This is a genomic window from Anatilimnocola aggregata, from assembly GCF_007747655.1.
GTDB lineage: Bacteria > Planctomycetota > Planctomycetia > Pirellulales > Pirellulaceae > Anatilimnocola > Anatilimnocola aggregata.
The window spans coordinates 1,948,686-1,963,347 of record NZ_CP036274.1 but is presented as its reverse complement, the minus strand read 5'-3'; the positions used below and the strand labels follow the sequence as shown (position 1 = coordinate 1,963,347).

Sequence of the window (14,662 nt, the reverse complement as noted above, 5' to 3'; positions counted from 1 at the left end):
CAGCACACTTCTATTCTACCACTTGAACCGCAAACTTTGGGTCCGGACAACTGCCCCTGAATCAAGCTACCAGAACATCGCAAAGTGTTACTGTGGAAAGAGATAGCCATCGGCCAGCAGCTGAGCCAATCGCCGTTAACCGCCTTTACCACTTTTCGCCCCCTGCCTACGATGGGTTTTTGGCTGCGAAGAGGCGATTGAGGGATTGTTGACGATGGCTGTGCTGCTGCAGATTCGTAACGCGTTTAAGAGTTACGGCGACCAGGTGCTGCTCGATGGTGCCGAGGCGACGATTACCGACGACGAGAAGGTCGGGTTTGTCGGCCGCAACGGGGCCGGCAAGAGTACGCTGCTGCGCGTCATCCTGGGCGAAGAAGAACTCGACCGGGGCGAGGTCATTCGTCACCCGCGGTTGCGCATCGGCTATTTGCGGCAACATGATCCGTTCGAACCCAACGAATCGGCACTGCAGTTCCTAATGCGCGACAGTGGCCAGCCCGATTGGAAATGTGGCGAAGTTGCCGGGCAGTTCGAACTGAAGGGTTCGTATCTGGAAGGGCCGGTGGCGAAACTTTCGGGCGGTTGGCAGACTCGCGTGAAACTGGCGGCCCTGCTGCTGCACGAACCGAACTTGCTGCTGCTCGACGAACCGACGAACTTCCTCGACTTGCGCACGCAGATCTTGCTCGAACACTTCTTGCGCGATTTTCGCGAAGCCTGTTTGATCGTCTCGCACGATCGCGCGTTCTTGAAAGCGACCTGCGGCCACACGCTCGACCTGGCGCGCGGCAAGTTGACTGTCTATCCCGGCAAGATCGACGACTTCCTGGCCTATCAGGCCGAGAAGCTGGAGCACGACAAGCGGACGAATGTCTCGGTCCTCGCCAAGCGCAAGCAGCTGGAAGAATTCATCGCCAAGAACAAAGCCCGCGCGAGCACGGCCACGCGGGCCAAATCGAAGAGCAAGCAACTCGAAAAACTGGAAGTCACGGAGATTGCCAGCGATGAGCCGACGGCCAACATTCGCGCGCCGATCGTGGAGCCGAAGAAGGGGCCCGCCGTTCGCTGCCGCGGGTTGTCGATCGGTTATCCCGACCGTGTGATTGCCAAGGACATCGATGTTGAAATCGAGCACGGTTCGCGGGCTGCAATCGTCGGCGATAACGGCCAAGGCAAGACGACCTTCCTCCGCTCGCTGGTCGATTCGCTCGAACCGCTGGCCGGCGAAGTGAAGTGGGGACACAACTGCCAGGTGGGCATTTATGCCCAACACGTGTACACCAGCTTGAATGAAAAGCAAACGGTGCTCGACTATCTGGAATACAACGCCGCGTCGGGGACCAAGACGCAACAGATTTTGGATGTGGCCGGCGCGCTTCTGTTTCGCGGCGAAGCAGTCAAGAAGAAGGTTTCGGTTCTCTCCGGTGGCGAGCGGGCCCGTCTCTGCATGGCTGGCCTGTTGCTCAGCCAATACAACATTTTGATTCTCGACGAACCGGGCAACCACTTGGACGTCGACACGGTCGAAGCGCTAGCGCAGGCGCTCATCGACTATAAGGGGACGGTGATCTTCACCAGCCACGATCGCCACTTCATGAGCCGCGTTGCGACCTGCATCATCGAAGTTCGCGATGGTCATGTGGTGAACTATCGCGGCGATTACGAAGCCTATCTGTACTATGTGAACAAAGAAATCGAAGCCGGCGAGCGGGAAGCGAAGGCAGCGAAGTCGCTGGCTTCGGGTTCGACAGCAGCTGCTCCGAAGTCCGCCGAAAAAGCCAAGGCAGTTCCAGCAGTGCCGAAGCGGAACGAGCGCGAAATTCGCAAGGAAATGACCATCCTCGAGCGAGCCATCGCCAAACTCGACGGCGAAAAGAAGGAAACGAATGCGAAGCTGCAGGTCTCGACCGATCCCAAAGAAGCGCTGCGCCTGCACAACGAAGTGACCGCCCTGACCATGCAACTGGCCGATACCGAGCTCCGCTGGTTCGAGTTGCAAACGCAATTGGAAGATGTGCTGTCGTAGCGCTGGGGTCGGGAGCCTACTTGGAAGTAAGTTCGCAGATGCCGATTTGGCCGTGGTTCTCGTCGACGGCGACTTGCAACCAGTCGATCTGCCAGCCGAGGCGGGCAGCGAGACGCGTGCGCAATTGTTCGCCGATCCAGCGGGCCAGTAATTCGGCCGTGGTATTAGGAACCGGCAGAATGAGGCAATCGCCAAGCGGAAAGATCCAGCGGCGGCCATCGGGCGTGAAGGTGACCCGGACTTCTTTCTCGTCCGGCACAACTTTGATCAGCGGGTGGCTGTCGGGCAGGAGCATCCGATGGTCGAGTTGATCGGTGATGGCGTGCAGTTCATCGCGGGCGGCGATGAAGTCGATGACGTACGAGTTCTCATCGAGCGGACCGGCAATTTCGACTGCTACGCGATAGTTGTGGCCATGCAACCGCTCGCAGATATCACCAGCAAACGTGATGAAGTGCGCAGCGGCGAACACATGGTGTTCTTTGTCGAGCCGGATGCGATAGGTTTCGCTCATGGAGCTTGCTTACTTGCCGCCTGGTTCTTGGCATCGTGGTGGTGTTGGTGCAACTTCGATTGCAGGCTGGGGAAAATCCAACCCTGCCGATAGAAGTAAATGAGCATGCCGGCCACCAGGACGGCCATCACCGCCAGGCAGGCGACGTAGCCATAGGGACTATGCAGTTCCGGCATGTTCAGCGGCATTGCCCCTTCAGCATAGTCGAAGTTCATGCCATAGATGCCGGCAATGAACGTCAGGGGAATGAACAGCGTACTGATGATGGTGAGCACGCGCATCGTTTCGTTGATGCGGTTGCTGAGGGCCGACATATAGAGGTCGCGCAGGTCCGCCGTTAGTTCGCGATAGGTTTCGACGAGGTCGACAATCTGCACGATGTGATCGTAGCAGTCGCGCAGGTAGACTCGCGTATCGTCGGTGATCAATTCCGAGGCATCGCGCGTGAGCGAAGCGACTGCCTCGCGCATCGGCCAGATCGCCCGCCGCAACATGAGCAAGTCGGCCTTCACCATGTGCAGCGCGTCCATCAGCCGTTTTTCGGGGCGCTCGAGGACGTCTTCTTCCAGTTCGTCCAAGCGCTCGGAATAGACTTCGAGGACGGGATAGTAAGCATCGATGGCCGCATCGATCAGGGCATAAGCCAAGTAGTCGGGCCCGCGCAGGCAGATTTTTCCCGCGCGGTCGCGAATGCGTTGGCGAACGCGATCGAACGAATCGCCTGGGGGGCCGCCTTGAAAGGTAAGCACCCATTTATTGCCGAGAAACAGGCTGAGCTGCTCGGTATGAGCGCGCTCGACGATGCTCGCCATTCGCATGACGATGAACATGTGATCGCTATAGTCGTCGATCTTTGCCCGCTGATGCAAACTGACGACGTCTTCGAGCGCCAGGCGATGGAGCTTGAACATCTCGCCGAGCTTTTCGAGCGTCGTCACATCACCCAAACCGTCGACATTGATCCACAGCACGTCGTGAGTGGCGAGTAACTTCGGGATTTCGCTCAGGTCTTGAATATCTCGCTCGATCACACCGGTGCCGTTGGCGTTATAAGCCAAGGCATGCAGCACCGGCTTGGGCTGCGAGGGATCGGGCGCGATCGTACCAGGCGAAGAACCGGGCTTGGTGCGCCGCTTGACCTTCAGTTCGTGGCGTTTGGAATTGTGCGTGCGACGAAACTTCAAGCGGCGACCTTTCGGAACTCGCGCGTCGCATCGGCGGCCAGCCGAACTTCCAGCGGCCGCATCACGTTCAAATGCACATCACGCTGCGGATAGGCTATCACGATTCCGGCCTGCGAGAATAGCTCGTCGATGCGGAAACGAATGTCGCTCTCGACTTCGCGCTTCGAAGTACTCAACAACCTGAGCCAGACTCGCAAACAGAAAACGAGTGAGTCGGCTGCGAAGTCCTCAAAGACGACGCTTGTTTCGCAATCTTTCAAGACGCCGGGATGTTCGTTGGCTGCCTGAAAGAGAAGACGTTCCACCTCGCGCAGTGGGGATCCATAAGCGACGCCGACCTTGATATCGGTGCAGATGCGGTCGTCGCTGAGAGTCCAGTTCACAACCTGATTTTCGAGAAACTTGCTGTTAGGAACAATCACCTCGAAATTGGTACCCGTGGCCAGTCGCGTGCTGCGAGCACCGATCTCGGTAACTCGCCCAATGCGGCCATCAATTTCAATCACATCGCCGACGCGAATCGGCCGCTCAGCAATCAAGATCAGCCCGCTGATGAAGTTGTTGACGATATTCTGGCTGCCGAAACCGACGCCCACCGCGAGAGCACCGCCGGCAAAACTAAAGACCGTGATCGGCACGTTGAGAATGTTCAAAGTCAGCATGCCGAAGCTAATCAGCAGCACGTAGTAACTGATCGACTGCAGCGGCGCGCGGGCGGTTTGATTTAATCCGAACCGCGAGAGCAACTTCGCCCCAATCCAGCGGCTGATCATTCCCGCCGCGATGTAGCCGCAGCCCATCAGCACCAGACCGCCAAACAGAGTACCGACGGTCACCAGCGGCTTGGTATCGGCACCTCGCACCAGCACAAAGTTCCAGACCGACGCCACGTGATCCCACGCTTCGCCCGCCTGACCGAGAAACTTCTCCCGGAGATCATCTGCCTTCTCGGTGCTGGCCACAGCTGTTGCGGGACCAGTTGCTGCTTGGGGCTGATTATCAGCGGCCGCGGGCAGCATGGCCTGGGCTGGCACCACTGCTTGCGTTTGAACGGGCCGAAAACCGGGTGCTGGGGGTGAAAAAGCCGGTGGTGGCTGGCTCGGCGGTGACGATTGGGGTGCTGTGGGTTGGCCGGGCAAGGGAAGCAGTTGCAGCTGAGCGGCCGCTAGGGTTGGCCAGGCAGCAACAGCTAAAGCGATAGCTAGTAAGCACTTACAGGTCTTCATGGGCATTTCCACTCAAGCGCAGGCGCGGGCAGACAATTCTGTGTAGGGAAATAGCGGAGCAGGCGGTTTCAGGTCAAGAGAACTCCCCCTATCCTGATAGCAATGAACTCCCCGCCTTTTCTCCCCTACACCTGGATGCTGCTCAGCGCGACAGCATTCTCGGTGATGGCCATCTGCACCCGCGCGCTCGCTGGTCAGTGCAATTGGCAAGTCATCGCCATCTTTCGCACCGGCCTGGCCATGCTGTTCGCTGCCATGCTGGCTTATCGTGCGGGGGCGAAGTTCGCCGTCTTTCGTCCGCCAACTCTCTGGATGCGCAGCCTGGCGGGGAGCGTGAGCCTGCTCTGCGGCTTTTATGCCATGACGCACGGCAGCGTGTCCGAAGTCATCGTAATGACCAACATGTATCCGCTCTGGGTGGCCGTACTTAGCTGGCCAATCTTGGGGGAGATGCCGTCGCTGGAAGTCTGGGCGGCTATGCTGCTGAGCATTGCTGGCGTCTGCTTAATGCACCCGCCCCAAGAATTGGGTGGCCAACTGGCCTATGGAGCAGCCTTGCTCAGCGCGTTCACCAGTGGCATCGCGCTCATTGGCCTGCACAAGTTAAAGGACCTCGATCCTCGGGCCATCGTCACGCACTTCAGCGGCGTCGCGCTACTGCTGAGCCTCGTCGCCTGCTTTGTCTTTCCCCAAACCTTGCCGACGAAAATCACTCCCAGCATCGTGTTGCTACTTCTCGGCGTGGGGACATCGGCCACGGTGGGGCAATTGTTATTGACCAAGGCCTTCACGTCGGCCAATGCGGCCCGCGTTTCCGTTGTGGGACTCTCGCAGGTGGCGATCGTCATGCTGCTCGAAGGTTTGATCTGGCAGCGCTCCTTCAGCGTCCTCACCCTCTTCGGCATGTGTCTCGTCGTCGCCCCGACTGCCTGGATGATTCTGCGGCGAGCACGATAATCATCCTAAGTAGCCCGACGCGTGAGTGAGGGAGAATTCGGTTAACCCGCGCGCTTGCGCGGGTGAACTGCGAAACAAGCGAACCATCAGTTCAACGGCCGCAAGCGGCCCGGTTAACCGAGGACTACTACGCCCTGCCGACGCAGACCAGGCACATGTCGTCGTTTTGCGGGGCGCGGCCGAGGAACTTTTTCACGTCGTCGACGATCAACTGCCCGAGTTCCACCATGCTCCGCGGCTTCTCGCGGACGTGATCGCGGAGCCGTTCGATCGTGAAGAACTTGCCGTCGGCGTCGATCGATTCGTTGATGCCGTCGGTATACAGCGTCAGCGATTCGCCGGGGCCCAGATCGATCTCGGTCTGCTCGTATTCGACCGTATCCATAATGCCCAACGGCAGCCCGGCGATTTTTTCGGCCGGTTCATCGATCGAGCCATCGGCCTTGCGATGCAACGGCGACATGTGCCCGGCATTCACCATCTGCACGCGATTCGTCGCAGGATCGATCACGACCAGAATCATCGTCACGAAGCGTTGAATATTCAGCTGGCTCAGCCGCTCGTTCAGCCGAGTCATGGCAATGGCCGGATTCGGTTCGCTGAGCAAGCTCGAACGCGTTTCAGCCGAGAGCTTGGCCATGAGAAGCGCGGCGGCGACACCGTGACCGACGACATCGGCCACGACGATGGCCTCGCGACCATCTTGCAGCGGGATGTAGTCGAAATAGTCGCCCCCAATTTGCTCGGCCGGATTGTAATAGTCGAAGAACGAATAGCCCGTGAGTGCCGGCTTGCTGGTGGGCAAGAAGGCGAGTTGCACGTCGCGGGCCACTTTCATGTCGTGATCGACTTCCCGCTGCCGCAGTGCCGACTCGTGCAACTGCGCGTTGTTAATGGCCACTGCTGCCTGCGAAGCGGCGCTCACCAGCAGTTCCAGATCTTCGGGCTGAAAGCGCTGGCGCTGATCGAGCGTATCGATCTGCAGCGCGCCGAAGGCTTTCCCTTCGTTGTCGATCAGCGGGGCGCACATCATCGAGCGGATGCGAAAGTCGGCGATGCTCTGACTCAATTCGAACCGCTCATCGGTCGCAGCATCGGCCGAGAGAATTGCCTGGCGCGATTCCATTACGTGCCGCACAATTGTCCGGCTGATGCGCAGCGAATCGTTCGAGTCCTCGCGCCGCAGACGCACCCAGCGCGGCACCAACAGCCCGTTGGGTTCTTCCAGCACGATGAATCCACGGTCGGCCTGCACGAAAATTTTGAACAAGCTTTTGAGAATCTGCGGCAGCACTTCGTCCAGGTTCAGCGCGCGACCCAAGTTCTGCGTAATCTCGACGAGCGCGGCCAGCTTGACTTCGGCACTGGCTGCCACATGCACGCCGCCGCGGCTCGACGTGGACACATCGAGCTTCGACATGATGGTCGAGTTGGGATGCCCCGCCTCGTCGTCGACCATCAGCGTGCCCAGGCCGGCGCCATCGGTGATGCCCAGCTTGTTTTGCACCTTGAAAGGGACGTCGGCGTGAAAGGTGTACGAAACTTCGCACACGCGGACGACATCGCCGGGCTTCAGTTGCCGCTGCCCGTCGATCTTCGCGGGCTCTTCATTCAAAAATGTGCCGTTACGGCTGTTCAAATCTTCCAGGAAATAGTCGTTTCCCTTGCGATTGACTGCCGCATGCTGCCGACTCACCGCCCCGACCTCGATCACCACGTGGCACTCGGGATGCCGACCCATGATCGTGCGATCGGTGCGCAGTTCATACCGCTTGCCGGCTTGGGGACCATTGTTCGCCGTCAAGTAATACATGATGCAAAGTCTCGGCGACGAGCTGCCGACCCGTAAAATCACGACAATAGGGGAGCGAAGCCGCGGAGAAGTACTGCTTCGGCCAGGTTTTGCCGACCGTGCGGCACCAAACCTCGCATGCCGATTTTAGGTTTCCGGGTCACTAAGCGTCAACCTTGCCATTTTCATCTTCGCGGGACGCGTTTGTGCCAGCACTTCATCGTTCCGGGCAATGCGCTGCAATTCGCACAGCCATCCACTACATTGGCGCAAGCTCACTCACCTCATTTGTCTCCTCTTCCGCGAGCTACCGATGTTCGTTCGTCATTCTCTGATCGCGCTCTCGTTCTGCCTCTTCAGCTTTGCAGCCATTGCCGCGGACAAAGCTCCGCAACAGCTGCTCCTGCTTTCGCAAAAGCCCGATGGACACCCGGCGGCGACGCACGAGTACGAACCGGGGCAAAAGGTGCTGGCGAAGTTGCTGCGCGATGTGCCGCAGCTGGAGATTTCGCTGGTGCGGGCCGATGGCGACTGGACCGACGGCCCGGCAATCATCGACAAGGCCGACCACTGCGTGCTGTTTGTCAGCGAGGGAGCCAAGTGGGTGAATAACGACCCCGCGCGGCGCCATGCCTTCCGCCGGATGGCCGAACGCAAAGGGGGTCTCTCGGTCTTTCACTGGGGGATGGGCACCCGCGAGGCCGCACACATCGATACGTTCGTGCAGCTGTTCGGGGCCTGCCACGGCGGCCCCGATCGCAAGTACAAATTCCTCGAAACGACGGTCACTCCCGCCGCCGATCATCCGGCCACGGCTGGTCTGACCAAGCCGTTCACCATCAAAGAAGAGTTCTACTACGCCCTCAAGCGCGACCCCGGCAACAAAGACCTGATCCCGCTCCTGACGGCCCGCATCGACGACAACGACGAAATGGTCTCGTGGGCCTGGACTCGCCCAGACGGCGGCCGCTCCTTCGGCTTCTCCGGTCTGCACTACCACAACAACTGGCAGCGCCCCGAGTACCAAAGCTTTCTCGCCCAGGGCGTCCTTTGGACCACGCAACTACCTCAACCTAAGTCGTTCCCGGCAACGCTCGCGGTAGAGGATTTAGAGTTGGGGAAGTGAGCAAAGGTGCGGGTGTGTAAAAGAACTGCGTCGTGAAGTTGATGCGAGAATGCGTACACTATCAACGGCAATCAAATAGCACCGATCGACTCTTGTAAAAGTCCCAAGTGAAGGCATGAATGCCCATCGCGTTCAGATAGTCCGCAAGCATTTCACGTGTGAATCAATCCTGAATGCTCACTGAATTATAAGACGCTAGATTCTCAAAAGAAAGTGGCTTGCCGCTCTAATAAAACTCCGGACCGTCCTCTCCGTTCAAAACCGCAATACACCTTCCCACACAAGGAAAATCTCGGATATTGATCGGATCAGACACGTATAGGTAGCATGTTCCAGTCCTTTCAATATCAGTCAGTTGATTAACGGATTGCTCCGCAACTCCATAGCTCACCCCCAGCAATTCAATCCCCTGGTGATATGCCCAACTCTCCCTAGCAGCGACTCCTGTGAGCCATGAAATAATCCTGTCCAGCCATTGTGGGCTTCCACGACCAAGTAGCGCAAACTGCTGCAAGGCAACAATTCTGCAACGCATTTGTCAATTGATTTATCACGAACAGGGGAGACTGAGGCACCATAATCACTTAACCACTTAATGCAAAAATCTATCGTAGGCTCAAAACTGCTGTGAACAAACGCGATATTGCTCGTAACAGAAAAAAGGAGCTTGAAAAACCGAATATATCTGAACTATTCATGAACATACTACTAATCTACGGATTGAATGTGATAGAAGGCATGTGTTCTCGTGGTCTAGTCGTAGTAGCGGAATTTTTGACTTGCAATTTATACGTCAGTCTCATGGTTGCTTGCCAACCGAATCACCGAAATCATGCTTAAAAGATGTTCCATAGTTTCAGTGTAGTGTCTTACTTATGCGCCTGTTTGTTGATAGTAGCCGCTTTAAGAGTGATCCGATCGTGAATTCAATTGGCTTCGACTTCGGTAGTGTTGCGAATCTGGATATTCCGGAGTCCGCGAAGGCGTTCTTAGCTCGAGAGGGATTGCCTGCCGCAGCTTTGCTTGATGTAAGGTTTGAAAGTTGGAACGGAACGTTTCCTACCTTGGGTCAATACTGTGACGACCGAGGATGGACGCGTGATTTGGAAGCTGAGGAATTCTATCGGGTCGGAACTGACGGCGAAACCCAACTCTGCATCCAAAGAGGTTCAGGACACGTAGTGAGCATCGACCCAAAACACCGCTACATAACGCGGTTCGTAAATAGCAGCATTGGGCAGTACATTAGCTTCTTGCACACATACAGCCGCTACTGCAAAGAGGTGGACGGCGTGGACGACGACAGTGCGCAATTGCTCGTCCAACGAACTCAAACCTATTTTGAAGAAACCGATTTGCAGGCGATAGTTGTAAGAGAAAGTTGGTGGTCGACGATCTTGGAGCAGATGCGCATGGGTATGGCTTAGCCAACTATTGACGATTGGTCTCCGGCGTCTTGGCTGGCACGTGCAAAGCAGGGAACCTTGAAAGACGCGAAGCAAAATCGACGTAAGTTGCGAGCCCACCAAACCGAGGGGCGTTCAAATAAGCCGTTCGCCAGAGAACGAAAAGTGGCGAATTTCTCGGGTGCTGCGCGAATTTTGGGTTGGCTAGGGGTGGGGAAGTTGAACGTTTACGCCGAAGCGAGAGCAACATGATCGCGACTTACGGCGATTAGGGGCGAGGCGACGTGGTCGCGCGAGATGTCGCGTCAGCCCCGTTCTCCGGACTACCGAGGCGAGGGAGCAGGAACAAAGACATCGTCCCCTAATTCCCAGCTCCCAGCTCCCAGCTACCAGTTCCCAGCCCCTACCGCCCAGCGCTGATGGGCTCGCGGTTCTCGACGAGCTTGATTGGCTTGACGTAGACGTTGGCAGCGCCGAGGGAGTGAGACTGTTCCCCTTGGACGAAGACGCGCACGTGGCAGGCACCGTGGCACTCGGCGGGAATGGTCAGGTCGGTGGTGAATGGGCCCGCGGTGACCGGTAGCTGCAGGCGGGTCCAGCAGCGGTCGTTGGCTTGCTCGTAGACAGGGTGGAGCGAGGCGAGGCCGGCGTTGGATGGGTTGAAGTGGTCGCGTTGCGGCAGGTCGGTCTTGAAGCGGTCGCGGCGGCAGCAGAGTTCGACGACGGCGCTGCCGCCGATGGTCGATTCGCCGCTGACGGTGATCGTCTGCCCGGGCTCGGCATCGCGGGGCACGGTGAGTTTGACCTTGGTCGGATGGGCGAGCTTGGTCATTGGGTCGCCAATGAGATTGAACAGGTGGACGTGCTCTTTCCGCTCGTCGGTCATCTGCTGGCGGGCGGGGCTCATGACCGACGCCATCGCATCGAGCAGCAGGCGGTTGGTGTTCTTGAGCGGATTGGCTTCGTCGATCGGTTTGACCATTTGCAACTTGGCGTTCAAGATTGCTTCGCCCAACGTGGTGGGCTGCACTTTGAAGTACTGCTCCATCATGGCCGAGCCCATGACCGCCATGGCATACGGCATGGTGACGCGGGTGCCGCCATAGATGGCGACGGGGCCGCCGGGCGAATGCAGCATCGTCTCGGCCAAGCAGTCTTGTTCGCCATCGAAGGCGGCGGTGTAGCAGGCGAGCATGATGGCGATGGGGGCGCGGTTCTCGCACTTGAGCTTGGGACCGTCGTTCACATCGAGAATGTGAAAGCGAGCCCCCGGAACCGCGACACGATCGAGGGCCGTGTTCTGGCCGTGCCCGATGTAAACCCAGAAGAGGCAGCCATCGTTGTGTTGTTGCAGCGACACTTCGTGAAAGCGGCGTGGGTCGGGACAGAAGGGGCTGCGCCAACTGCCGTAAGTCATGTTGGTGGTATAGCTGGCGGGGATGCCGTCGGTGAGAAACTTGCGGGTGGTACTTTCGATCATCGAATCGACCACGCCGCCGAAGCCACCCACGCCCGCGACGAAGTTGATGCGTTGCCGCCAGAGACCGTGATCGACCGACTTTTCATAAGCGAGGATTTTGGCAATGACCGCCGAGAGTTGCTGCGGAGTATCGGCAGGGATGCGGCCGATGGCAACATCGGGGAGTTCGTCGTCATCGAGGTCGGCATACCAGTTGTCGGTGGCGATTTCGGGTTCGCTGCCGAACTTCACATTGACCTTAGCTGTGGCATAGTGCGTGGGAACGCAGCGCTGGCGAATGAGATCGCTGGTGCCGAGCGTCGGCTCCGCATCGCCGACCAGGAGGATGTATTTGAGGTTCCCTTTTTTCGCCGCCTGGCGAATGCCATTGCGGATTTCGGTTGGGGTCCAGGTGTTGGGAATGTAAACGAAGCGATGCCCCTGGGCATAGCGATGAGCCAGGAGGGGATCGAGCGCCGGGATGAACGACTTGGGAGCAACAACGACGGCATCGGGAGCATCGTCGGTGGGCGCAGGTGGCGTGGGCGCAGTCTCGGCGGCCAGCGTTAAACAGAGCAACATCCAAGCAGTCATCGGCGATCCCTCAACTGGGGCAAGGCGGTTAGCAAGCTCGAATGTACCGCGCTGGGTAATTTTCAGGAAAGATGAATCTGCCGAGGTGCCAGCTGGCATTACGCCCGAAACGGGGCATTTCCACTCATTTTCACGAGAAAAATGCGGATCACGACCAGCTGGCAAGCTTCGTGGTAGCTACCGCGGACTTATCGGGAAGGCGGAAGTAGAGTATTCTGCTGCCAGAGCGATGCGACCTGGGTGCTAGGCCGCTAATCGCTGTTTTCGTCCCGCGCAGGAATACTTGAGGAATGAGTTTATCGGTCATTGCGGTCATTATCGTCATGCTGCTGCTCAACGGATTGTTTGCAGCGTATGAGTTGGCCCTGGCGTCAGTGCGCGTAGATCGCTTGCGATTGCTAACGGAGCAAAAACGGCGGGGAGCTGCGACCGCCCTGAAGATGAAGGGGCGCATGGAGGCCAGTCTGGCCGTCGTGCAGTTGGGAATTACTCTGGTCGGTGCCATTGCGGCCGCTGTCGGTGGTGCCTCGGCCGAAGAGGGCCTGACTCCGCTGATCAGACCGTGGCTCGAGACGATTGGCATTCATTCGGAGAATTGGGCCAACTTTTTCGCCATCGCCTGCGTCGTGCTGCCGATCTCGGCATTTACGATTGTTGTGGGCGAGCTGATCCCCAAAGTCTTTGCCCTCAAGAATGCCGAGCTCGTCTGCCTGCTGCTCAGCCCGCTGATGTGGGTCTTTTCGATTGTGGCGTTTCCTGCTGTGTGGTTATTCGAAAACATCACCATGCAGTTTGTGGCTCTGGTCGAACGTTTGCCCTTCATGAAGCAGACCGACGATCACCGCGCCGTGGGACTGCACGAATTGCGGGCCCAGGTCAACTTGCTGCGGGCCAGTCAGGCGATTGGGATGCAAGAAGAACGCATCATCTTGCAAGCGAGTCGTTTGTCGTCGATGAAGGTCAGCGACATCATGCTGCCGGAAGACGACATTGTGATGGTAGTGGCCGATGCCCCGCTGAGCGAGAACCTGATCATCGCCCACATGGACTTGCACACCCGGTTTCCCGTCACGGTGCGGCGCGGCGATCCCCAGGCGATCATCGGCTATGTAACGTTCAAAGACATGGTGCTGCTGGCGAAGACACACCCGGGCAATCCGGTGATTCGTGAGATTGTGCGCCAGATCAGCAGCGTGTCGGTCGATCTCTCCCTGAGCGAATCCCTGCGGCGAATGACAACCGAGCATCAGCACTTGGCGCTCGTACGCGGCGAGGGTGGAACCGTGGTCGGCATGATCACGCAGGAAGATATCTTTGAAGAACTCGTCGGCGATATTCAGGACGAGTTCGATCGCTTGCCGCGTCACATCAGTCCAGCAGGACAACAACTGGTGGTGGGAGGCGGCGTGACGCTGGGGCAACTTCGCAATTTGCTCAAACGCGTGGAACTGGGCGGTGAACTGCCCGATGCGACGGCAATCAACGATTGGTTGAACCTGGGACGCGAGGACCACCTTCGCGGCGGCGATGTCGTCGAAATCGACGGGCTTTGGTTTCAAGTGCGCAAGGTGCGCCGCCGGCGTATTACCGAAGCGTTGATCGATCCGCTCGGTAGCCCGTTCGACCCCCGGCGCTCGGCTGCGGCCATTCCCCTGACCGAGAAGACGGCATAATCGGCGATGAAAGCCACGATCGAGGTCGTGCTGTTCGATGCGGTGGGCACGCTGATCTTCCCCGATCCGCCCGTGGCTGTCGCTTACGAAATGATCGGCCGGCGATTTGGCTCCGAGGTTTCAGTCGAACAAGTGGGCGAGCGATTTCGGGCTGCGTTTCGCTTAGCCTACGATCAGCGCAATTCCGGCCAGGTAACGCGAACGAGTGAAGCCAATGAACTCGCCCGCTGGAAGGCGATTGTCGGTGCGGTCTTCTTCGATGCACCCGTGGAAAATGGGAATGAACTCTTCTCCGCGCTGTGGCAACACTTTGCGGAACCGACAAACTGGCGAGTGTTCGACGACGTGCAGCCCACCATCGAGGTGCTCTGGCAGCGTGGCTATCGTGTGGGCATTGCTTCCAATTTTGATGAGCGGCTCTTAAACATCTGCCAAAGCTCGCCAATCCTCCGGCAATTTGATTCTTTCTTCATCAGCTCGCAAGTTGGCTGGTCGAAGCCTGCGCCCGAGTACTATCGCGCGATAGAGCAGACACTTAATGTTTCTCCATCGCGAATCTTGATGATTGGAGATGACGAGCAAAACGACGTCCGTGCGCCGCTATCACTTGGTTGGAGAGCTCGCTGGCTGGTGCGCGGGGATGCTGCTTCGCAACCGGGCCAGCTGACCTCATTGCTAGACCTGCTGAGCGAAGTGGACTGAAGA

The 14,662-nt window shown here is 58.1% G+C and carries 11 protein-coding genes; 6 read left to right on the top strand and 5 right to left on the bottom strand.

Features of this window, described 5'->3' with window-relative positions:
• Positions 1-214 precede the first annotated feature (214 nt).
• Positions 215-2,026, top strand: a complete 1,812-nt coding sequence (locus ETAA8_RS07695; RefSeq protein WP_145087186.1) for an ABC-F family ATP-binding cassette domain-containing protein — start codon at positions 215-217, stop codon at positions 2,024-2,026.
• 16 nt (positions 2,027-2,042) lie between these two features.
• Here the strand turns inward: ETAA8_RS07695 and ETAA8_RS07690 are convergent, their stop codons facing one another.
• Genes ETAA8_RS07690 through ETAA8_RS07680 form a run of 3 tightly spaced genes read right to left on the bottom strand, consistent with a single transcriptional unit; the run spans position 2,043 to position 4,950 of the window.
• Positions 2,043-2,540 carry a 6-pyruvoyl trahydropterin synthase family protein gene (locus ETAA8_RS07690; protein ID WP_145087185.1) on the bottom strand — a complete coding sequence of 166 codons (498 nt, stop codon included), beginning with the start codon at positions 2,538-2,540 and terminating at the stop codon, positions 2,043-2,045.
• Positions 2,537-3,724: a magnesium/cobalt transporter CorA gene (gene corA, locus ETAA8_RS07685; RefSeq protein WP_145087183.1), complete on the bottom strand. Its 1,188-nt coding sequence runs from the start codon at positions 3,722-3,724 to the stop codon at positions 2,537-2,539. Before corA ends, ETAA8_RS07690 begins: the two co-directional genes overlap by 4 nt.
• Entirely contained in the window at positions 3,721-4,950 is a 1,230-nt protein-coding gene (locus ETAA8_RS07680) for a mechanosensitive ion channel family protein (protein WP_202921646.1), read from the bottom strand. The genes corA and ETAA8_RS07680 overlap by 4 nt, the downstream gene beginning before the upstream one ends.
• Positions 4,951-5,052: 102 nt before the next feature.
• Here ETAA8_RS07680 and ETAA8_RS07675 point away from each other — a divergent pair, with 102 nt between their 5' ends.
• Positions 5,053-5,907: a DMT family transporter gene (locus tag ETAA8_RS07675; RefSeq protein ID WP_145087178.1), complete on the top strand. Its 855-nt coding sequence runs from the start codon at positions 5,053-5,055 to the stop codon at positions 5,905-5,907.
• 127 nt (positions 5,908-6,034) lie between these two features.
• On the opposite strand, the gene ETAA8_RS07670 is transcribed toward ETAA8_RS07675, so the two are convergent.
• Positions 6,035-7,720: a SpoIIE family protein phosphatase gene (locus tag ETAA8_RS07670; RefSeq protein WP_145087176.1), complete on the bottom strand. Its 1,686-nt coding sequence runs from the start codon at positions 7,718-7,720 to the stop codon at positions 6,035-6,037.
• A 292-nt stretch (positions 7,721-8,012) separates the two neighbouring features.
• Here ETAA8_RS07670 and ETAA8_RS07665 point away from each other — a divergent pair, with 292 nt between their 5' ends.
• Together ETAA8_RS07665 and ETAA8_RS07660 are read left to right on the top strand one after the other, a co-directional pair.
• Positions 8,013-8,825 (top strand): ThuA domain-containing protein, encoded by an 813-nt coding sequence (locus ETAA8_RS07665; RefSeq protein WP_202921645.1) that lies wholly within the window; start codon positions 8,013-8,015, stop codon positions 8,823-8,825.
• Between the two features lie 875 nt (positions 8,826-9,700).
• Entirely contained in the window at positions 9,701-10,252 is a 552-nt protein-coding gene (locus tag ETAA8_RS07660) for an SUKH-4 family immunity protein (protein ID WP_145087172.1), read from the top strand.
• A gap of 382 nt (positions 10,253-10,634) precedes the next feature.
• Here ETAA8_RS07660 and ETAA8_RS07655 read toward each other — a convergent pair whose 3' ends face one another.
• Positions 10,635-12,284 carry a C25 family cysteine peptidase gene (locus tag ETAA8_RS07655; protein ID WP_202921644.1) on the bottom strand — a complete coding sequence of 550 codons (1,650 nt, stop codon included), beginning with the start codon at positions 12,282-12,284 and terminating at the stop codon, positions 10,635-10,637.
• Positions 12,285-12,574: 290 nt separating this feature from the next.
• On the opposite strand from ETAA8_RS07655, the gene ETAA8_RS07650 reads away from it, so the two are divergent.
• Both ETAA8_RS07650 and ETAA8_RS07645 read left to right on the top strand, forming a co-directional pair.
• On the top strand, positions 12,575-13,957 hold the full coding sequence (locus tag ETAA8_RS07650; protein ID WP_145087168.1) for a hemolysin family protein: 1,383 nt from the start codon (positions 12,575-12,577) through the stop codon (positions 13,955-13,957).
• Positions 13,958-13,963: 6 nt separating this feature from the next.
• Positions 13,964-14,659: an HAD family hydrolase gene (locus ETAA8_RS07645; protein ID WP_145087166.1), complete on the top strand. Its 696-nt coding sequence runs from the start codon at positions 13,964-13,966 to the stop codon at positions 14,657-14,659.
• The last annotated feature ends 3 nt before the right edge of the window (positions 14,660-14,662 follow it).